Annotated in this window: 14 protein-coding genes; 10 read left to right on the top strand and 4 right to left on the bottom strand. The window is 72.0% G+C overall.

Annotated elements, in window-relative coordinates; translation table 11 throughout:
* Window positions 1-6 precede the first annotated feature (6 nt).
* Together RM812_RS04480 and RM812_RS04485 are read right to left on the bottom strand one after the other, a co-directional pair.
* The gene (locus RM812_RS04480; RefSeq protein WP_311571066.1) at window positions 7-414 is read right to left on the bottom strand and encodes a winged helix-turn-helix transcriptional regulator; all 408 of its coding nucleotides are present in this window, start codon (window positions 412-414) and stop codon (window positions 7-9) included.
* 75 nt (window positions 415-489) lie between these two features.
* The gene (locus RM812_RS04485; protein WP_311571168.1) at window positions 490-1,638 is read right to left on the bottom strand and encodes a CAP domain-containing protein; all 1,149 of its coding nucleotides are present in this window, start codon (window positions 1,636-1,638) and stop codon (window positions 490-492) included.
* 196 nt (window positions 1,639-1,834) lie between these two features.
* Here RM812_RS04485 and RM812_RS04490 point away from each other — a divergent pair, with 196 nt between their 5' ends.
* The 5 genes from RM812_RS04490 to RM812_RS04510 all read left to right on the top strand — a co-directional run bounded on the left by RM812_RS04490 (window position 1,835) and on the right by RM812_RS04510 (window position 9,415).
* Window positions 1,835-2,116 carry an acylphosphatase gene (locus RM812_RS04490; protein ID WP_311571067.1) on the top strand — a complete coding sequence of 94 codons (282 nt, stop codon included), beginning with the start codon at window positions 1,835-1,837 and terminating at the stop codon, window positions 2,114-2,116.
* 379 nt (window positions 2,117-2,495) lie between these two features.
* On the top strand, window positions 2,496-2,708 hold the full coding sequence (locus tag RM812_RS04495) for a hypothetical protein (protein WP_003973418.1): 213 nt from the start codon (window positions 2,496-2,498) through the stop codon (window positions 2,706-2,708).
* A gap of 303 nt (window positions 2,709-3,011) precedes the next feature.
* On the top strand, window positions 3,012-6,578 hold the full coding sequence (smc, locus tag RM812_RS04500) for a chromosome segregation protein SMC (protein ID WP_311571068.1): 3,567 nt from the start codon (window positions 3,012-3,014) through the stop codon (window positions 6,576-6,578).
* Between the two features lie 225 nt (window positions 6,579-6,803).
* Window positions 6,804-8,222: a sugar porter family MFS transporter gene (locus RM812_RS04505; protein WP_311571069.1), complete on the top strand. Its 1,419-nt coding sequence runs from the start codon at window positions 6,804-6,806 to the stop codon at window positions 8,220-8,222.
* Between the two features lie 1,040 nt (window positions 8,223-9,262).
* On the top strand, window positions 9,263-9,415 hold the full coding sequence (locus tag RM812_RS04510; RefSeq protein ID WP_311571070.1) for a helix-turn-helix domain-containing protein: 153 nt from the start codon (window positions 9,263-9,265) through the stop codon (window positions 9,413-9,415).
* Between the two features lie 11 nt (window positions 9,416-9,426).
* Here the strand turns inward: RM812_RS04510 and RM812_RS04515 are convergent, their stop codons facing one another.
* A complete protein-coding gene (locus RM812_RS04515; protein WP_311571071.1) occupies window positions 9,427-10,878 on the bottom strand; it encodes a cytosine permease in 1,452 nt (483 codons plus the stop codon).
* Window positions 10,879-11,054: 176 nt separating this feature from the next.
* Here RM812_RS04515 and ftsY point away from each other — a divergent pair, with 176 nt between their 5' ends.
* A complete protein-coding gene (gene ftsY, locus RM812_RS04520) occupies window positions 11,055-12,269 on the top strand; it encodes a signal recognition particle-docking protein FtsY (protein ID WP_311571072.1) in 1,215 nt (404 codons plus the stop codon).
* Window positions 12,270-12,641: 372 nt separating this feature from the next.
* On the opposite strand, the gene RM812_RS04525 is transcribed toward ftsY, so the two are convergent.
* Window positions 12,642-13,313 carry a bifunctional DNA primase/polymerase gene (locus RM812_RS04525; RefSeq protein ID WP_311571073.1) on the bottom strand — a complete coding sequence of 224 codons (672 nt, stop codon included), beginning with the start codon at window positions 13,311-13,313 and terminating at the stop codon, window positions 12,642-12,644.
* Window positions 13,314-13,758: 445 nt separating this feature from the next.
* On the opposite strand from RM812_RS04525, the gene nsdA reads away from it, so the two are divergent.
* The 4 genes from nsdA (at window position 13,759) to RM812_RS04545 (ending at window position 19,844) form a co-directional block, all read left to right on the top strand.
* Entirely contained in the window at window positions 13,759-15,255 is a 1,497-nt protein-coding gene (nsdA, locus tag RM812_RS04530; RefSeq protein WP_311571074.1) for a transcriptional repressor NsdA, read from the top strand.
* Between the two features lie 388 nt (window positions 15,256-15,643).
* The gene (locus tag RM812_RS04535) at window positions 15,644-16,990 is read left to right on the top strand and encodes an ammonium transporter (RefSeq protein ID WP_311571075.1); all 1,347 of its coding nucleotides are present in this window, start codon (window positions 15,644-15,646) and stop codon (window positions 16,988-16,990) included.
* Window positions 16,987-17,325 carry a P-II family nitrogen regulator gene (locus RM812_RS04540; protein ID WP_217141751.1) on the top strand — a complete coding sequence of 113 codons (339 nt, stop codon included), beginning with the start codon at window positions 16,987-16,989 and terminating at the stop codon, window positions 17,323-17,325. Before RM812_RS04535 ends, RM812_RS04540 begins: the two co-directional genes overlap by 4 nt.
* 71 nt (window positions 17,326-17,396) lie before the next feature.
* Complete coding sequence (locus RM812_RS04545; RefSeq protein WP_311571076.1) at window positions 17,397-19,844, top strand: [protein-PII] uridylyltransferase; 2,448 nt, start codon at window positions 17,397-17,399, stop codon at window positions 19,842-19,844.
* The last annotated feature ends 5 nt before the right edge of the window (window positions 19,845-19,849 follow it).

Here is a 19,849-nt window from a genome sequence, read left to right on the forward strand (position 1 = left end):
CAGGCCCTAGTAGGACCGACGGGCCTCACGGGCGTCGTACCGCTCATGTGAGGCCAGCACCTCGTCCATCCGCCCCTCCAGGCACTGGATCAGGGCGATGAGCCGTCCGGCCACCTCGCGTCCCAGCGCCGTGAGTTCGTAGTCCACGCGGGGCGGGTTGGTGGGCTGGGCCTCCCGGTCCACCAGGCCGTCACGCTCCAGGGCGTGCAGGGTCTGGGAGAGCATCTTCTCGCTGACGCCGTCGACACGGCGACGCAGTTCGTTGAACCGCAGGGAACTCTCGTACAGAGCGCCGAGCGTCAGCGCGCCCCAACGCCCGGTGACGTGCTCCAGGGTGCCGCGCGAGGGACAGGACCTGGAGAACACGTCGTACGGAAGGTCCTGTTCCGCTGTGCGCTCCTGCGTGGTCGCCATACATCCAGCGTACGTGAGCACAGTGCTGCCCCGCAGATCGCGCTGCGCGCCGGACAGTGCGGGGGGCCGGGCCGGTCAGTAGCCGAAGTTCTGCGTCCACCAAGGACCGCCGGAGCCGAAGTGGACTCCGACGCCCAGGGTTCGGAAGTCGCAGTTCAGGATGTTGGCCCGGTGGCCCGGGCTGTTCATCCAGGCGGCCATCACGGCCTGGGCGTCGGCCTGCCCCCGGGCTATGTTCTCGCCCCCGAGGTTGCTTATCCCGGCCGCCTCGGCTCGGGCCCAGGGGGTCGCGCCACTGGGGTCGGTGTGGTCGAAGAAGCCCTGCGCGGCCATGGCCTCGCTGAAGTCCTCGGCCAGTTCGCGCAGTGCGCTGTTCGCGGCCAGCGGGCTGCAGCCCACCTTGGCGCGCTCGTCGTTCACGAGGCTCTGCACCTGGGACTCGGCGACGGCCTGCTCCGACGCGGCGGCGGGTGCGCCGGGCTGCGCGGGCGCCTTGGTGGCCGGACGTGACGGTGTGGGCTCCGGCTTCGCACTGGGCGTCGTCTTCGGCCTGCTCGTCTTCGACGGCGTCTCGGCCGGGGCGGCGGGCTTCGACGCCGATGCCGAGGGCTGCGCCGAGGACGACCCGGAGGACGACCCGGAGGAGGACGGCGAGGAGGACCGGTCGCCGCCGCGGCTCGTGGAGGCGTCGCCGCCGGTGCCGGTGTCGGCGCTGCCGGAGGTGCCCCCCTGCTCGGCCGGGCTGTTGACCGGGGCGTCCTGGGACTGCACCCGGTCGCTCCCGCCGCTGCCACCGAGCCGGTAGTCGTCGAGGCCGGGCACCGCGCCCGTGGCCACCGCCACCGTGCCGATGGCGACCGCGGCGGAAACACCGAGCAGGCCCGTGCGGACCGGGGTGACCGCCTTCTTCCTGCGGCGGCGCCGCGTCCCGGCGCGCTGCGGCCCGTCGTCGGGGGTGTGCCCGTCGCCGGGGAAGGCGACCGTGCGGCCGGCCCGCGGGTGGCCGCCGCGTCCGTCGCCCTCCGGAGCGTCCGGTGCGAACAGGTAGGCGTCACTCCTGGCGCGGGCCCCGGAGTACGCCTCCGGGTTCAGGTAGGGCGCGATCCCCCTCGTGGGGTGGTCACCGGCGCCCGGGGGCAGCGGGGCCCGGCCCCGTCCCGTGGCGTCGGCCGGCTGGTCGCCCCCCGCGGCGCGGCCGGCGGCGGAGCGTCGGTGGCGTCCCATGTCCTGGCCCTCCTCGTCCTCGTCCTCGCGCTCGTCCTCGCGCCGGACGTGCCCTCGCACCGGACGTGTCCTCATGAACATCACGGAGCTCACACGATCGTGTGAGTTTCAGGTGAGATTCATTGGGTGGGGACGGTACCGCATGACGCCTGGGGGTGAAGTGCCCAGTGAGACATTGACTGGTTAGGTTGCCTTCATGAGCGAGGATGTACGGCTGGTCGCCTGGGTGCGCGGACAGGTTCAGGGCGTGGGTTTCCGCTGGTTCACGCGAGCCAGGGCGCTGGAGCTCGGTGATATGAGTGGCTTTGCCCTTAATTTGGCCGACGGGCGCGTCCAGGTCGTCGCGGAGGGCCCGCGCGAGCGCTGCGAGGGGCTGCTCGACTGGCTGCGCGGTGACGACACGCCCGGGCGCGTGGACGGCGTCACCGAGATCTGGGACACACCTCGCGGCGGATACGACGGCTTCGCGATCCGCTGACGCGGGGCCGCGCCCCGGTCTGCCGACGTTCGACACGGCTGTGTCCGGGAGGGTGCCCGAAGCGAAAACGGGCAGGTGGTTGCCAAGAAGGCCGTGCCGTGGCAGGCTCCGGACGCAAGTTGATCGCCACGCCCCGAGGGGCCCGCAGGAGTCGCAGCGTCGCCGTTCTGAGGCCGTATGCCCCCGGGTGCCCGTCGATACGGGGCGTGATCGTGTTGACCGTCAAACTTTTTGGTGAGACGCTGAAAGCCCCGCGCACCTTAGCTGTTTGGCATGGTTGAACGGCAGAAAAAACTCCATAGTGCCAAGCACCGCGGGTGCGAATCCCTCACGACCCACACCGCTTCGGTCGGTCACTCATTGTGGAGGACCATCCATCATGGCAAAGGCGCTTCTCGGTTACGTCGGCGGCTCCGACCCGCGACTCCTCGCCGAGATGCGACGGCTCCAGCAGCGCGTCCAGGACCTGGAATCCGAGCTCGGACGGATCCAGGCGGAGAACGACGCGCTGGCGGCTGCCGCTTCTCACGACAGGATCATGGAGAGCATGGAGAGCGTTGACGCACACCAGGCGGAGCCTGCGCTCACCTGATCACTGCATCGCTCCACGACGGCACGTCAGTGGTCGGGCCCGCCCGTACAACCGCTCAGGTGTCAGAGTCTGCAAGGGACGCTTCGGCGTCCCTTCTTTCTTTGCCGCCCCGTCTTCCCCCGGTGCTCCCCCAGTTTCCTCTTCCCCGTCCGCCGCCCGTCTCCGCGACCGCCCGCCCTTCCCTCCCCGGCGCATCCGGTCACCCTCTTCCATGTCTGATGTGCCCTGCACGTTCACCGGTGAAACCGCGGCGGTTCACCGGTTCATGGAGTGAGACACCCGCGAAAGGTAGAGTCCGGGGGCGTGCATCTGAAGGCCCTGACCCTGCGCGGGTTCAAGTCGTTCGCCTCGGCGACCACGCTCCGCTTCGAGCCGGGCATCACCTGCGTCGTCGGTCCGAACGGTTCGGGCAAGTCCAACGTCGTGGACGCCCTCAGCTGGGTCATGGGCGAACAGGGTGCCAAGTCGCTGCGCGGCGGCAAGATGGAGGACGTCATCTTCGCCGGCACCACCGGCCGCCCGCCGCTGGGCCGGGCCGAGGTGTCGCTGACCATCGACAACTCCGACGGGGCCCTGCCCATCGAGTACGCCGAGGTCACCATCACGCGGATCATGTTCCGCAACGGCGGCAGCGAGTACCAGATCAACGGCGACACCTGCCGCCTCCTCGACATCCAGGAACTGCTGTCCGACTCCGGCATCGGCCGCGAGATGCACGTCATCGTCGGGCAGGGCCGGCTCGACTCCGTGCTGCACGCCGACCCGACGGGGCGCCGCGCCTTCATCGAGGAGGCCGCGGGTGTCCTCAAGCACCGCAAGCGCAAGGAGAAGGCGCTCAGGAAACTGGACGCGATGCAGGCCAACCTCGCGCGCGTGCAGGACCTCACCGACGAGCTGCGGCGCCAGCTCAAGCCCCTGGGCCGCCAGGCGGCGGTCGCCAGGAGGGCCGCCGTCATCCAGGCCGACCTGCGGGACGCGCGCCTCAGGCTCCTCGCCGACGACCTCGTACGACTGCGTGAGGCGCTCCAGGCCGAGATCGCCGACGAGACCGCCCTCAAGGAGCGCAAGGACGCCGCCGAACACGAGCTGGGCAAGGCGCTGCGTCGCGAGGCGGACCTGGAGGACGAGGTGCGCCGGCTCACCCCGCGCCTCCAGCGCGCCCAGCAGACCTGGTACGAGCTGTCCCAGCTCGCCGAGCGGGTGCGCGGCACGATCTCGCTGGCCGAGGCGCGGGTGAAGAGCGCCACGTCGGCGCCCCCCGAGGAGCGGCGCGGCCGGGACCCGGAGGAGCTGGAGCGCGAGGCCGCCCGCGTCCGCGAACAGGAGGCCGAACTCGAGGCGGCCCTGGAAGCGGCCGAGCGCGCGCTGGAGGACACGGTCGCCCACCGCGCCGACCTCGAACGTGAACTGGCCCTGGAGGAGCGCCGCCTCAAGGACGTCGCGCGCGCCATCGCGGACCGCCGCGAGGGTCTGGCCCGGCTGAGGGGCCAGGTCGGCGCCGCACGTTCCCGCGCCGCCTCCGCCCAGGCGGAGATCGAGCGGCTGGCCGCAGCCCGGGACGAGTCCCGGGAACGGGCCGCCGCCGCACAGGAGGAGTACGAGACACTCCAGGCCGAGGTCGACGGACTCGACGCCGGCGACCAGGAACTCGCCGAGCGGCACGAGGCCGCGGTGCGAGGGCTGGCCGAGGCGGAGACGGCCCTGAGCGCCGCCCGCGAGGCGGCCACCGCGGCGGAGCGCGAGCGCGCGGCGACCCGGGCCCGCCACGACGCCCTCGCCATGGGCCTGCGCCGCAAGGACGGCACCGGCGCCCTGCTCGCCGCGAAGGACGGGCTCACCGGTCTGCTCGGCCCGGCCGCCGAACTCCTCACCGTGACGCCCGGCCACGAGGTCCCGCTCGCCGCCGCGTTCGGCGCCGCCGCCGACGCCCTCGCCGTGGCCTCCCCGTCGGTCGCCGCCGACGCCATCCGCCTGCTGCGCAAGCACGACGCCGGCCGCGCCGCCCTGCTGCTCGCCGGCTCCGACGACGTACCCCCGCCGGCGCGGGGCGACGGGCCCCCGTACGCCGCCGACCTCGTCCGCGGACCGGCCGACCTGATGCCCGCCGTACGGCGGCTGCTGCGCGGGATCGTCGTCGTCGGCACCCTGGAGGACGCCGAGGAGCTCGTCTACGCCCACCCCGAACTGACCGCCGTCACCGCCGAGGGCGACCTGCTGGGCGCCCACTTCGCCCAGGGCGGCTCCGCCGGAGCACCCAGCCTCCTGGAGGTGCAGGCGTCCGTGGACCAGGCCGCCGCCGAGCTGGCGGAACTGGGCGTGCGGTGCGAGGAGCTGGCCGAGGCGCAGGATGCGGCGGTGGAGCGGCGCCGGGAGTGCGCCGCGCTCGTCGAGGAGCTGGGGGAGCGGCGCCGGGCCGCCGACCGGGAGAAGTCGGCCGTGGCCCAGCAGCTGGGCCGGCTCGCGGGACAGGCGCGGGGCGCGGCCGGGGAGGCCGAGCGGTCCGCCGCCGCGGCGGCCCGGGCACAGGAGGCGCTGGAGAAGGCGCTCATGGACGTCGAGGAGCTGGCCGAGCGGCTCGCGGTCGCCGAGGAGAGTGCCCTTCTCGGGGACGGAGGGGCGGAGGAGCCCGACACCGCCGCGCGCGACCGGCTCGCCGCCGACGGCGCCAACGCCAGGCAGACGGAGATGGAGGCCCGTCTCCAGGTCCGTACCCACGAGGAGCGGGTCAAGGGACTGGCCGGGCGGGCCGACTCCCTGGACCGGGCCGCCCGCGCGGAACGCGAGGCACGCGCGCGTGCCGAGCAGCGGCGGGCCAGGCTGCGCCACGAGGCGGCCGTCGCCGAGGCCGTCGCCTCCGGGGCCCGGCAGCTGCTCGCCCACGTCGAGGTCTCCCTGGTCCGCGCCGACGAGGAGCGAACCGCCGCCGAGGCGGCCAAGGCCCGGCGCGAACAGGAGCTGACCGCCGCGCGCACCGCCGGGCGCGACCTCAAGGCGGAGCTCGACAAGTTGACGGATTCAGTCCACCGGGGCGAGGTACTCGGCGCCGAGAAGCGGCTGCGCATCGAGCAGCTGGAGACCAAGGCGCTGGAGGAACTCGGTGTGGAACCGGCGGGACTCGCGGCCGAGTACGGCCCCCATCAGCAGGTGCCGCCCTCGCCCCCCGCCGAGGGCGAGCAGCTCCCGGACGACCCCGAGCACCCGCGCAACCTCCCCCGGCCCTTCGTACGGGCCGAGCAGGAGAAGCGGCTGAAGGCCGCCGAACGCGCCTACCAGCAGCTCGGCAAGGTCAACCCGCTGGCCCTCGAGGAGTTCGCGGCGCTGGAGGAACGCCACCAGTTCCTCAGCGAGCAGCTCGAGGACCTGAGGAAGACCCGCGCCGATCTGCTCCAGGTCGTCAGGGAGGTCGACGAACGCGTCGAGCAGGTCTTCACCGAGGCGTTCCGGGACACGGCCCGGGAGTTCGAGGGCGTGTTCAGCAGGCTCTTCCCCGGTGGTGAGGGGCGTCTCGTGCTGACCGACCCCGACAACATGCTCACCACGGGCGTGGACGTCGAGGCCCGGCCGCCGGGCAAGAAGGTCAAGCGGCTCTCGCTGCTCTCCGGCGGGGAGCGCTCGCTGACCGCCGTGGCGATGCTCGTGTCGATCTTCAAGGCGCGGCCCAGCCCGTTCTACGTCATGGACGAGGTCGAGGCGGCGCTCGACGACACCAACCTGCAGCGGCTGATCCGGATCATGCAGGAGCTGCAGGAGGCCTCGCAGCTGATCGTGATCACGCACCAGAAACGCACGATGGAGGTCGCCGACGCGCTGTACGGCGTGTCCATGCAGGGCGACGGCGTGTCGAAGGTCATCAGCCAGCGGCTGCGCTAGTTCCAGGTCGTGAAGAGCGGGTATCCGCTCGTCAGACGGTGAGATCCCTTCAATTCTTGAACACAAGATCCCGTCCTGCGTCTTAAAACTCACAGCTCTCGACCTATTGACTTCGAAACTTGAAGGCATAGTCTCTGCAACGTTGCTTTTACCTTCAGGTTCCTTCAGTGGCACCTCGAAGGGCGAACCACCCCGGCAGCGTTGCCGGTAGCCCGAGGAGTACACGTGGCCAGCACATCGCAGGCACCCAATTCAGGAGCCAGGACGGCTCACCCCGAGCATCTCGGGCACGTCATCTTCATCGCGGCGGCGGCCGCGATGGGCGGTTTCCTGTTCGGCTACGACAGTTCCGTGATCAACGGTGCCGTCGAGGCCATCCGGGGCCGCTACGACGTCGGCTCCGCGGTGCTGGCCCAGGTCATCGCCGTCGCGCTGATCGGCTGCGCCATCGGTGCCGCGACCGCCGGCCGTATCGCCGACCGCATCGGCCGTATCCGCTGCATGCAGATCGCGGCGGTCCTGTTCACCGTCAGCGCCATCGGCTCCGCACTGCCCTTCGCGCTGTGGGACCTGGCCATGTGGCGCGTCATCGGCGGTTTCGCCATCGGCATGGCCTCGGTGATCGGCCCCGCCTACATCGCCGAGGTCTCCCCGCCCGCCTACCGGGGCCGGCTCGGCTCCTTCCAGCAGGCCGCGATCGTCGTCGGCATCGCCGTGTCGCAGCTGGTCAACTGGGGCCTGCTGAACGCCGCCGGCGGCGACCAGCGCGGTGAGCTGATGGGCCTGGAGGCCTGGCAGGTCATGCTCGGCGTCATGGTCGTCCCGGCCGTCCTCTACGGCCTGCTGTCCTTCGCCATCCCCGAGTCCCCGCGCTTCCTGATCTCCGTCGGCAAGCACCAGCGCGCACGGCAGATCCTCGAAGAGGTCGAGGGCAAGGACGTGGACCTCGACGCCCGCATCACCGAGATCGAGCACGCGATGCACCGCGAGGAGAAGTCCTCCTTCAAGGACCTGCTCGGCGGCAGCTTCTTCTTCAAGCCGATCGTCTGGATCGGTATCGGCCTGTCGGTCTTCCAGCAGTTCGTCGGCATCAACGTCGCGTTCTACTACTCCTCGACGCTGTGGCAGTCGGTCGGCGTCGACCCGACGGACTCCTTCTTCTACTCGTTCACGACGTCGATCATCAACATCGTCGGCACCGTGATCGCGATGATCTTCGTGGACCGTGTCGGCCGCAAGCCGCTCGCCCTCATCGGGTCGGTCGGCATGGTGATCGGCCTGGCGCTGGAGGCCTGGGCGTTCTCCTTCGACCTGGTCGACGGGAAGCTCCCGGCCACGCAGGGCTGGGTCGCGCTGATCGCCGCCCACCTGTTCGTGCTCTTCTTCGCCCTGTCCTGGGGCGTGGTCGTCTGGGTCTTCCTCGGCGAGATGTTCCCGAACCGGATCCGCGCCGCCGCGCTGGGTGTGGCCGCGTCCGCGCAGTGGATCGCCAACTGGGCCATCACCGCGAGCTTCCCGTCGCTGGCCGACTGGAACCTCGCCGGCACCTACGTGATCTACACGATCTTCGCCGCGCTCTCGATCCCCTTCGTCCTGAAGTTCGTGAAGGAGACGAAGGGCAAGGCCCTGGAGGAGATGGGCTGACGCCCGCCCCGAGCCCGGGGAGAAGGGCCAAGTCCCCGCTGCCCCTCTCCCCGTACCGTCCGCCGCCCCCGACCGGTCACCGTCCGGTCGGGGGCGGCGGTGTCGTGCCCGCGCCCCGGCGGAAGCCGCTGAGGCCGCAGCGGTCACCGGTTGCCGTCGGTGCGCTGACCGGACGCCGGCCGACCGTGGCCGTTCCGTCGTGGGCGATCAGCGACGGGGTCCGGGTCGCCGTCGTGGTGGTGCTCACCGATCGTGCCGGCGGACGGCGATCACAGCGACGACCGCCGCGGCGAGGGGCCGGGCCGCCCATACGATCCACGACCCGCTGATGGTCGCCGGGTAGGGAGCCGATCCGGCCGATCCGAAGGGGTCGCCCATCTGCACCAGCCGTTCCCCCGCACTGCGGGCAGCGCGTGAAGGATCCCGGACGTCCAGCGGTGGCGGTCGCCGAGGAGGAAGGGCAGCGGCTGAACGCCGGTGAACGTCACGAGGGTGGGTGCGGTGCGCCGGATGAGGGCGCCGAGGCCCATGCCGACGAGCGCGCACACCGGAGCGAGCAGCGCGGACGCCGCGACGGCGCGGAGCGCGCCGGGGTGGTCGAGGGACAGGCCGTTGTCCCGGCCGAGCGGCGCGCAGGGACGGCCGTGAAGGTCGTACGGATCTGTCCGCTGCAGTACTCGCCGACGATCGTGAGGGCGCCGATGCCGCCGGTGGTGAGCATCAGGACCATGCAGGCGCCGAGGGTGAAGGCGTCCCGCATGGCCCAGCTCGGAACGAAGAGCTGTGACGACAAGCCCGTTCTGGTGGGTCGTGCATCTGCTGGTACCGGCGAACGATCTCGCCGTCGCACACATCGCGGGCCGGGTGGCCACGCCCCGTCGCGGTCGTCGCCGCCGTCATGACGCTCGGCGTACAGGTCGCCTTCGCCGCACGTCCCAGGACCGGGACGGAGGGCTTCGCCCGCACGGTCGTGGCCCTCGTTCTCGCGCTCGCCGCCGCCTGGACGACCCCCTGGTCGGACGCGGCACGTCGGACGCGGCATGTCCGACACCGAGATCGCCGCGCACCCCCACATCAGCGTGGCCACGGCAAAGCCCCACATGGCGCGGCTACTCACCGAATTCGAAGCCCGCGACCGGGTCCAGCTCGGCATCACCGCCTACGAGCTCGGCCTGGTGACGCCACCCCGGTGAGCCCCGAGCGGTCAGACGGTCGCGGTCTCGGGCTGCTCGACCCGCTCCGCGGACACCGCCGGTACGACCACCGCCGGCTTCGGCAGCACCGCGTACAGCAGACCGGAGATCACGACCGTCGCGACCCACCCGAGGCCGTACTCGCCGATGACGTTGTTCGCGGCGAGGGGGCCGGTGAACCAGTCGGACGTGGTGAACATCAGGCCCGCGGCCAGGCCCACCGCCCACGCGGCGACCGCGGCGGGGGAGAAGCCGCCGCGGTACCAGTAGGCGCTGGTGCGACCGGTGTCGGCCAGGGCCTCGCCGTCGTACTCCTTGCGGCGCAGCATGTCCGCGCCGAACACGCCGACCCAGGCCGAGAAGGCGACCGCGAGCAGCGACAGGAAGGCGATGAAGGAGCCCATGAAGCTGGTCGCCACCAGCATCAGCACACCGCCGAAGACCAGCGAGATCACGGCGTTCACCGAGACCGCCCAGTGACGCGGGACCTTGAAGCCCAGGGTCTGCGCGGTGAAGCCGGCCGAGTACATCGACATGGAGTTGATCAGCAGCATGCCGATCAGGGCGATCAGCAGGTACGGCACCGCGATCCAGGTCGGCAGGATCTCGCCGAGGAAGGAGACGGGGTCGGCGGCCGAGGCCAGGTCGGGCGTGGAGACGGCCATGACCATCCCCATCAGGACCATGGGCAGGACGACGATGCCGGCGCCGCCGATCGTCACGCCCACGATCCCCTTCGAGGACGCCGTGCGCGGCAGGTACCGGGTGAAGTCCGGGGCGGACGGGATCCAGCTGACGCCGCCCGCCGCGATCAGGCCGACGCCCGTGATCATCGCGGCCACCGAACCGGCGGACCGGTCGAACACCGCGGACCAGTCGGTGTCCACGACCAGGTAGCCGAGGACCAGCACCGAGAAGACGCCGAAGAGGTATGCCGCGTACTTGTTGCACTTCTGTACGGCGTTGATGCCGAGTCCGGAGATCACGAAGGTCCCGACGACGAAGGCGAGCAGCGTCACCATGTCCAGCACGCTGTTGGCCCGTATGCCGAAGACGATGTCCAGCACGGTGAGCAGGGCGTAGGCGCCGGTCACCGCGTTGATCGTCTCCCAGCCCCAGCGGGCGACCCAGATCAGCGAACCGGGCAGCAGATTGCCCCGCTGCCCGAAGACCGCCCGGGACAGCGCCATCCCCGGCGCGCCGCCGCGCTTGCCGGCGATACCGATCAGCCCCACCAGTCCGTACGACACGACCGGCGCCGCGCCCGCGACGACGAGGGCCTGCCAGAAGTTGAGCTGGTACGCCACGACGAGGCTCGCGCCCATCGTGAGCAGCAGCACGCTGATGTTGGCGCCGACCCAGGTCGGGAAAAGCTCGCGGGTCCGGGCGGTGCGCTCCTGGTCGGGCACCTGCTCGATGCCACGGGTTTCCAGGGCGCCTTCGGTCTCGGCGGTCTTGCTCATGTGGGGGGTCCGTGCCTCGATCGTGGGAGAAGAGGGGGCGGTCGGGACTCTACGCGCGTTGACGTGGCCTCCTCCATCGTACTTTGATCCGACTCCTTCCTTCCAGGGGCCTTTGTCCTTTGGAGGAAGCAACAAGGGGGGTGTCCCCGGGGCCCATGGCTGATACTGGAGCCGTTATGGAAATCGTCATCCTTGCTGTAGTCATCGCCGTGGTCGTGATCGGCGCGCTCGGCGGGCTGGTCGTGGGCAGTCGCCGTAAGAAGCAGCTGCCTCCGCCGCCTCCCGCCACGCCCGACATCACCGCCCCTCCGGCCGAGCCGCACGTCGGCGAAGAGGCCGAGACACCGCGCGACGAAACGCGCCGGACGATAGAGGAGGTCGACCTCCCGGACGGCGGCACCGCTCCCGCCACCGTCGAGGAGCCGCCCGTCGTCGAAGAGCTCGAGATCCCGCAGATCGAGGTTCCCGAGCCCACCGCCGGCCGACTGGTCCGGCTCCGTGCCCGCCTCTCCCGTTCGCAGAACGCGCTCGGCAAGGGTCTGCTCACCCTGCTCTCCCGGGAGCACCTCGACGACGACACCTGGGAGGAGATCGAGGACACGCTGCTCACCGCCGACGTCGGCGTTCAGCCCACCCAGGAACTGGTCGAGCGGCTGCGCGAGCGGGTGAAGGTGCTCGGCACCCGCACGCCCGAGGAACTGCGCGCGCTGCTGCGCGAGGAGCTGATCACCCTGGTCGGCCCCGAGATGGACCGCGAGGTCAAGACCGAGCCCGCCGCGAGCAAGCCCGGCATCGTGATGGTGGTCGGGGTCAACGGCACCGGCAAGACCACCACGACCGGCAAGCTCGCCCGGGTCCTGGTGGCGGACGGCCGCAGCGTCGTCCTCGGTGCCGCCGACACCTTCCGCGCCGCCGCCGCCGACCAGCTCCAGACCTGGGGCGAGCGGGTCGGCGCCCACACCGTGCGCGGCCCCGAGGGGGGTGACCCGGCCTCGGTCGCCTTCGATGCCGTCAAGGAGGGCAAGGAGCTCGGTTCGGACGTCGTGCTCATCGACACCGCCGGCCGTCTGCACACCAAGACCGGCCTCATGGACGAGCTCGGCAAGGTCAAGCGCGTCGTGGAGAAGCATGCCCCGCTGGACGAGGTGCTGCTCGTGCTCGACGCCACCACCGGCCAGAACGGTCTGATCCAGGCCCGGGTCTTCGCCGAGGTCGTCGACGTCAGCGGCATCGTGCTCACCAAGCTGGACGGCACGGCCAAGGGCGGCATCGTGGTCGCGGTGCAGCGCGAGCTGGGTGTGCCGGTCAAGCTGATCGGGCTCGGCGAGGGCGCGGACGACCTGGCGCCGTTCGAGCCGGAGGCGTTCGTGGATGCCCTTATCGGTGACTGACACCGCCGGCCGGAATCCGGTGCGCGCGCCAGGTGGCGCGCATCCGTGCGACGCAGCGCCCGCCCCCCATCACCGGGGGACGGGCGCTGCGTCGTGTGTGCCGCGCGCCTACTGCCGCTTACGGGTGCGTGCACCGGTGGTGCGCGGCGCGCACGCGTGGGAAGGGGCGCCCGCCCCTCATTACCGGGGCGAGAGGTTCATCGCGCGGGTGCTCGGGGGCGGTGGCGTTCGTGGGTGTGGGCGGCGGTGCGCCGTGCCACCCCGACTGAAATTCCGCGTGCGCACCGGGAAGTGCGTACGCGCACGAGGAGGCGTCCGCCGCCCGTGACCGGGGGCGGGCGCTTCGCCGTACGGGTGGACGCGCCCGGAGGGTTACGCCCGCGAGCGATGGGCCACGTACGCCAGCGTGCCCAGCAGCAGCCGTGCCGCCGGTGGCCTGGTCGCCGAGTCGAGGGCCGGGGGGCGCAGCCAGCGCACCGGGCCCAGCCCGCCCCGGTCGGAGGGCGGAGCCGTGACGTACGTACCGGGGCCGAGGCCACGCAGGTCGAGGGCGGCCGGGTCGTCCCAGCCCATGCGGTAGAGCAGCCGGGGCAGCTCGGTGGCGGCGCCCGGAGCGACGAAGAACTGGGCACGGCCCTGCGGAGTCGCCGTGATCGGGCCGAGGGGGAGGCCCATGCGCTCCATCCGGGCCAGCGCCCGCAGTCCGACGGGCTCGGCCACCTCGATCACGTCGAACCTCCGCCCGACCGGCAGCATCAGCGCCGCCCCCGGGAACCCGGTCCAGGCCTCGCTCGCCTCGTCCAGCGTCGCGCCGGCGGGCACCTGGGGCGCGAAGTCCAGCGGATGCGCGCCCGGCGCCGGGCAGTCGGACCGGCCGCACGAGCAGGCGCCCGCGGTGGTCCGGGCGCCCGGCACCACGTCCCAGCCCCACAGCCCCGTGAACTCGGCCACGACGGTGCACTCCGACGCGCGGCCGCGACGGCGTGTGCCGGACCGGATGTCGCGCGTGCCCCGACTGCTGCCGATGCCGATCGTGAAGCCCATGCCCCCTCCAACGGGTCCGACGCGGCGGCGGTTACGCAGCGAGCGGGAAACATTACTCTCTGCTTCCAGATCCCCGGTGCGGCTCGGTTCACACGGCGCCCGGAAGCGCTTCGGGTGGCGCGCCCGGCGGTGCACGCCCCGGCGCGCACCGTTGCACCGACTCGCGTGCGGACTGTGTCAAGTGAATCGTGTGCAGGTCACCGGGAGTTCATTCGAAGGGGTGGCGAATGGTGGCGATTGCGCAATCGCCATGGCTGGACGGGTGACCGTAGGATTACTTTGTGTGCATGGCGCCTCGGGGCACATGCGCTTGTGGGTATGCCGGAGGCAACTCGGCTTCTCGTCCGGAGGGTGGCAACCGCCGGACGGACGGCCGTGGCCATCGGCGTTCTGACAGGGCTTGGCGCACTCGGCGACAGGTGGTCTCAGGGATGGGGGCGTTCCAGTGAGCGGCAACGGCGGAAGCGGTACGAGCGCGGGAAGCGCGTCGCACGCTGACAAGCGCCCCAACGAGCTGCTCACCTCGTGGTTCTCCCGCAGCGGCTGGTCCAAGGGCGAGCTGGCCCGCCAGGTCAACCGCCGGGCACGCCAGCTCGGCGCCAACCACATCTCCACCGACACCTCACGCGTCCGCCGCTGGCTCGACGGCGAGAACCCGCGCGAGCCGATCCCGCGGATCCTGTCCGAGCTGTTCTCCGAGCGCTTCGGTGTCGTCGTCTCCGTCGAGGACCTGGGGCTGCGGGCCACCCGCCCGGCGCCCTCCACGACGGGCGTCGACCTGCCCTGGACGGGCCCGCAGACCGTGGCCCTGCTCAGCGAGTTCTCGCGCAGCGACCTGATGCTGGCGCGGCGCGGCTTCCTCGGGAGCTCGCTGGCCCTCTCCGCGGGCCCGTCCCTCATCGAGCCCATGCAGCGCTGGCTCGTCCCCTCGCCCCCGGCCGCCGCGTCGTCCGCGCGTGAGGCCGCACCCGCCTCGCGCGCGCGTGGCCGCCTGTCCAAGCCGGAGCTGGACCTCCTGGAGTCCACCGCCGTGATGTTCCGCCGCTGGGACGCGCAATGCGGCGGCGGGCTGCGCCGCAAGGCGGTGGTCGGCCAGTTGCACGAGGTGACCGACCTGCTCCAGGAGCCCCAGCCCGAGACCACCCGGTCCACGCTGTTCACGATCGCCGCCGAACTCGCCGAACTGGCCGGCTGGATGTCGTACGACGTGGGCCTCCAGCCGACCGCGCAGAAGTACTTCGTCCTCGCCCTGCACGCCGCCAAGGAGGCGGGCGACCGGCCGCTCGGCTCGTACATCCTCTCCAGCATGAGCCGGCAGATGATCCACCTCGGCCGGCCCGACGACGCCCTGGAGCTGATCCACCTCGCGCAGTACGGCAGCCGGGACTGCGCGAGCCCCCGCACCCAGTCCATGCTGTATGCGATGGAGGCCCGCGCCTACGCCAACATGGGCCAGCCCGGCCGCTGCAAGCGGGCCGTGCGCATGGCCGAGGACACCTTCGCCGAGGCCGACGACTGGGACGAGCCGGACCCCGACTGGATCCGCTTCTTCTCCGAGGCCGAGCTGTACGGGGAGAACAGCCACTCCTTCCGCGACCTCGCCTACGTGGCGGGCCGCAGCCCCGCCTACGCCTCCCTGGCCGAGCCCCTGATGCGCCGGGCGGTGGAGCTGTTCGCCGAGGACGAGGAGCACCAGCGGTCGTACGCGCTGAACCTGATCGGCATGGCCACCGTGCACCTGCTGCGCCGTGAGCCCGAGCAGAGCACCGTCCTGGCCGCCGAGGCCATGGGCATCGCCAAGAAGGTCCGCTCCGAACGCGTCAACACCCGCATCCGCAAGACCGTCGACACGGCCGTACGCGATTTCGGTGACATCGGCGAAGTCGTCGACCTCACCGAACGCCTCGCCGTCGAACTGCCGGAGACCGCCGAGGCGGTCTGAACCCCACCAGCCCCGGCCGCGGCCGGCCCTCCCGAACTGCCCGACTCGGCTCCCCCATGCCAGGTCATCCGGAGGCCGCCGCGGCCGGTTCGCCTTTCGCGCCCAAGCCGGGGCCGTTCTCGCGGAGCTGGTTGCTCGCCGTGGGGGTTGCTCAAGTGGTGGTCGCGGTGGTCGCGGGGGATGGTTGCGCCAGGATAACGATCGAGCAGACCCGCACCCGGCAGTTCACCGATGCGTAACACGCACGGCGCCTTCGTCACGGCGGCGAAACAACGAGGGGCGCCCACCGAAACCGCGCTGCGCCAATCTCGTGGCGCATACCGGCCCACCCCTCATTGCCGCTCAGGCTTCGCCCGCACGGGGCCGTACCAACGACGAGGAGACGCCGATGGCTCCAGCCATCACGCTTGCCGCAGAGACGGAGCTCTCTGCCGCCAACACGGGCTTCATGCTCATCTGCTCCGCCCTGGTGATGCTCATGACCCCGGGACTGGCCTTCTTCTACGGAGGCATGGTCCGCGTCAAGAGCACCCTGAACATGCTGATGATGAGCTTCATCAGCCTCGGCATCGTCACCGTCCTGTGGGTGCTGTACGGCTTCTCCATGGCGTTCGGCACCGACTCCGGCAGCGTCATCGGCTGGAACTCCGACTGGGTCGGACTCAGCGACATCGGCCTGACCGAGCTGTGGGACGGCTACACCATCCCCGTCTTCGTGTTCCTGGTCTTCCAGCTGATGTTCGCCGTCCTCACGCCCGCCCTGATCAGCGGCGCCCTCGCGGACCGCGTGAAGTTCACGGCCTGGGCGCTGTTCGTCGCCCTGTGGGCCACGATCGTCTACTTCCCGGTCGCCCACTGGGTGTGGGGCGCCGGCGGCTGGGCCTTCGAACTGGGCGTGATCGACTTCGCCGGTGGTACGGCCGTCCACATCAACGCGGGTGCCGCGGCGCTCGGCGTGATCCTGGTCATCGGCAAGCGGGTCGGCTTCAAGAAGGACCCGATGCGCCCGCACAGCCTCCCGCTGGTCATGCTCGGCGCCGGGCTCCTCTGGTTCGGCTGGTTCGGCTTCAACGCCGGCTCCTGGCTCGGCAACGACGACGGCGTGGGCGCGCTGATGTTCGTCAACACGCAGGTCGCCACGGGTGCGGCCGTGCTGGGCTGGCTCGCCTACGAGAAGATCCGGCACGGCACCTTCACCACGCTGGGCGCGGCCTCCGGCGCCGTCTCCGGCCTGGTCGCCATCACCCCGGCGGGCGGCGCGGTCTCCCCGCTCGGCGCGATCGCCGTCGGCCTCGTCGCCGGTGTCGTGTGCGCCACGGCCGTCGGCCTGAAGTACAGGTTCGGCTACGACGACTCCCTCGACGTCGTCGGCGTCCACCTCGTCGGCGGCATCCTCGGCTCCCTGCTCGTCGGCTTCTTCGCCACCGGCAAGGGCCAGTCCGACGTCGAGGGCCTCTTCTACGGAGGCGGCCTGGACCAGTTCTGGAAGCAGTGCGCCGGGGTCTTCGGGGTCCTCGCGTACTCGCTCGTCGTCTCCGCGATCCTCGCGTTCCTGCTGGACAAGACGATCGGCATGCGGGTATCGGAGGACGACGAGGTGGCCGGCATCGACCAGGCCGAGCACGCCGAGACCGCATACGACTTCAGCGGCGCCGGCGGCGGTGCCGCCCGGACGACCGCCGCACCGGCCGTCACCGCGGCCGCGCAGGCCCAGAGCAAGAAGGTGGACGCATGAAGCTCATCACCGCCGTCGTCAAGCCGCACCGGCTCGACGAGATCAAGGAGGCTCTCCAGGCCTTCGGAGTCCACGGCCTCACCGTCACCGAGGCCAGCGGCTACGGCCGCCAGCGTGGCCACACCGAGGTCTACCGCGGCGCCGAGTACACCGTCGACCTGGTGCCCAAGATCCGCATCGAGGTGCTGGTCGAGGACGACGACGCCGAGCAGGTGATCGAGGTCGTGGTCAAGGCGGCCCGCACCGGCAAGATCGGCGACGGCAAGGTCTGGTCGGTCCCGGTCGACACGGCCGTACGGGTGCGGACGGGCGAGCGGGGGCCCGACGCGCTCTGAGGCAGCTTTGAGGCATCTCTGAGACATCTCCGAGGCAGCGCTGAGGCAGAAGGACGGAACGGGAGTCGCCGGTGACGAGTACGGGCGTGACGAAAGAAGCAGAGGACTCGGGACCCGGCGGCTACGCGGCGGCCCGGCTGCGCCTCCTCACCGAGGGGGCGCGGTCCGGGCCGCCGCGCCGTTCGGCCCTGTCCGGACTGACGGACGACTGGCTGTCCGGCCTGTTCGAGGCGGGAAGCGGGGCGCTCCGGGGCGTGTCGCTGGTCGCCGTCGGCGGCTACGGACGCGGCGAACTGTCCCCGCGCAGCGACCTGGACCTGCTCCTGCTGCACGACGGCAGCGACGACAAGGCGATCGCCGCCCTCGCCGACCGCCTCTGGTACCCCGTCTGGGACCTCGGCCTCGCCCTGGACCACTCCGTACGCACGCCCGCGGAGGCCCGTAGGACGGCCGGCGACGATCTGAAAGTCCAACTCGGACTCCTGGACGCCCGCCACCTCGCCGGCGACCTCGGCCTGACCGCCGCACTGCGCACCGCCGTCCTCGCCGACTGGCGCAACCAGGCCCCCAAACGCCTCCCCGAACTCCAGGAACTGTGTGCCGGGCGCGCCGAACGCCAGGGCGAGCTGCAGTACCTGCTGGAACCCGACCTCAAGGAGGCCCGGGGCGGCCTGCGCGACGCCACCGTCCTGCGTGCCGTCGCCGCCTCCTGGCTGGCAGACGCCCCGCGTGAGGGCCTCGCCGACGCCCGGCGCCGACTGCTCGACGTACGTGACGCGCTCCACCTGACGACCGGCCGGGCGACCGACCGACTGGCCTTGCAGGAGCAGGACCAGGTGGCGGCCGAGCTGGGCCTGCTGGACGCCGACGCGCTGCTGCGGCAGGTGTACGAGGCGGCCCGCGTCATCTCGTACGCCGGCGACGTCACCTGGCGCGAGGTGGGGCGCGTCCTGCGCTCGCGCTCCGTGCGGCCGAGGCTGCGCGCCATGCTCGGGGGCGGTAAACCGGCCCCCGAGCGTTCTCCGCTGGCCGAGGGCGTCGTCGAGCAGGACGGCGAGGTGGTGCTCGCCCGCACCGCCCGCCCCGAACGTGATCCGGTGCTCCCGCTGCGCGCCGCGGCCGCCGCCGCGCAGGCCGGGCTCCCGCTCTCCCTGCACGCCGTACGGCGCCTGGCGGCCACCGTGGGCCCGCTGCCCACGCCCTGGCCCGCGGAGGCCCGCGAGCAACTGGTGACGCTGCTCGGCTCGGGACGGCCCACGGTGGAGGTCTGGGAGGCGTTGGAGGCCGAGGGGCTGATCACCCGGCTCCTTCCCGACTGGGAGCGGGTCCGTTGCCGCCCGCAGCGCAACGCCGTGCACCTGTGGACCGTCGACCGGCACCTCATCGAGACCGCCGTCCGCGCATCCGGGTTCACCCGCCGCGTCCACCGGCCCGACCTGCTCCTGGTCGCCGCGCTGCTGCACGACATCGGCAAGGGCTGGCCCGGGGACCACTCCGTGGCCGGTGAGACCATCGCCCGGGACGTGGCCGCCCGTATCGGCTTCGACCGGGCGGACGTGACCGTCCTCGCCACCCTCGTACGCCATCACCTGCTGCTCGTCGAGACCGCCACCCGACGCGACCTGGACGATCCGGCCACCGTGCGCGCGGTCGCCGAGGCGGTGGGCACGGAGAACACCCTGGAGCTGCTGCACGCCCTGACCGAGGCGGACGCGCTGGCCACCGGACCGGCCGCCTGGTCGTCCTGGCGCGGCTCCCTCGTCGCCGACCTGGTGAAACGCGTCTCGGCGGTGTTGGCGGGGGACCCGCTGGACGAGCCCGAGGCCGCCGCGCCCACCGCCGAACAGGAACGGCTAGCCATCGAGGCGTTCCGCACGGGCGGCCCGGTCCTGGCACTGCGCGCCCAGACCGAGGCGTCGACCGCTGGGGAGCCGGCCGCCGACCCGGAGCCCCTCGGGGTGGAGCTGCTGATCGCCGTGCCCGACCAGCCGGGGGTGCTCCCCGCGGTCGCCGGGGTCCTGGCCATGCACCGGCTGACCGTCCGCACCGCCGAGCTGCGGTCCCTGCCGCTGCCGGACGGCGTCGAGGGTTCCGTGCTGCTGCTGGACTGGCGGGTCGCCGCCGAGTACGGCTCCCTGCCCCAGGCCGCCCGGCTCCGCGCCGACCTGGTGAGGGCGCTGGACGGCACCCTGGACATCGCCGGGCGGCTGGCCGAGCGGGACGCCGCCTATCCGAGGCGCCGTGGCGTGGAGCCGCCCCCGCCCCGCGTGACGGTCGCCCCGGCAGCTTCCCGGCTGGCCACGGTGATCGAGGTCCGCGCCCAGGACGCGCCGGGGCTGCTGTTCCGGCTCGGGCGGGCGCTGGAGGCGGCGGGGGTGCGGGTGCGGAGCGCCCATGTCAGCACGCTGGGGGCGAACGCGGTGGACGCCTTCTATGTGACGCGGGGCGAGAGCGCGCCGTTGCCGGGCGATGAGGCGGCGTCCGTGGCCCGGGAGCTGGAGGAGTCGCTGCGGGCGTGACCCCA

It is taken from the genome of Streptomyces lancefieldiae, from assembly GCF_031845825.1.
Classification (GTDB): Bacteria; Actinomycetota; Actinomycetes; order Streptomycetales; family Streptomycetaceae; genus Streptomyces; species Streptomyces lancefieldiae.

What these genes read in the sequence shown, in the direction of transcription:
- RM812_RS04480 (WP_311571066.1), bottom strand. Translation starts at nt 414, where the DNA reads ATGGCGACCACGCAGGAGCGCACAGCGGAACAGGACCTTCCGTACGAC.
- RM812_RS04485 (WP_311571168.1), bottom strand. Translation starts at nt 1,638, where the DNA reads ATGGGACGCCACCGACGCTCCGCCGCCGGCCGCGCCGCGGGGGGCGAC.
- RM812_RS04490 (WP_311571067.1), top strand. Translation starts at nt 1,835, where the DNA reads ATGAGCGAGGATGTACGGCTGGTCGCCTGGGTGCGCGGACAGGTTCAG.
- RM812_RS04495 (WP_003973418.1), top strand. Translation starts at nt 2,496, where the DNA reads ATGGCAAAGGCGCTTCTCGGTTACGTCGGCGGCTCCGACCCGCGACTC.
- RM812_RS04510 (WP_311571070.1), top strand. Translation starts at nt 9,263, where the DNA reads ATGTCCGACACCGAGATCGCCGCGCACCCCCACATCAGCGTGGCCACG.
- RM812_RS04515 (WP_311571071.1), bottom strand. Translation starts at nt 10,878, where the DNA reads ATGAGCAAGACCGCCGAGACCGAAGGCGCCCTGGAAACCCGTGGCATC.
- ftsY (WP_311571072.1), top strand. Translation starts at nt 11,055, where the DNA reads ATGGAAATCGTCATCCTTGCTGTAGTCATCGCCGTGGTCGTGATCGGC.
- RM812_RS04525 (WP_311571073.1), bottom strand. Translation starts at nt 13,313, where the DNA reads ATGGGCTTCACGATCGGCATCGGCAGCAGTCGGGGCACGCGCGACATC.
- RM812_RS04535 (WP_311571075.1), top strand. Translation starts at nt 15,644, where the DNA reads ATGGCTCCAGCCATCACGCTTGCCGCAGAGACGGAGCTCTCTGCCGCC.
- RM812_RS04540 (WP_217141751.1), top strand. Translation starts at nt 16,987, where the DNA reads ATGAAGCTCATCACCGCCGTCGTCAAGCCGCACCGGCTCGACGAGATC.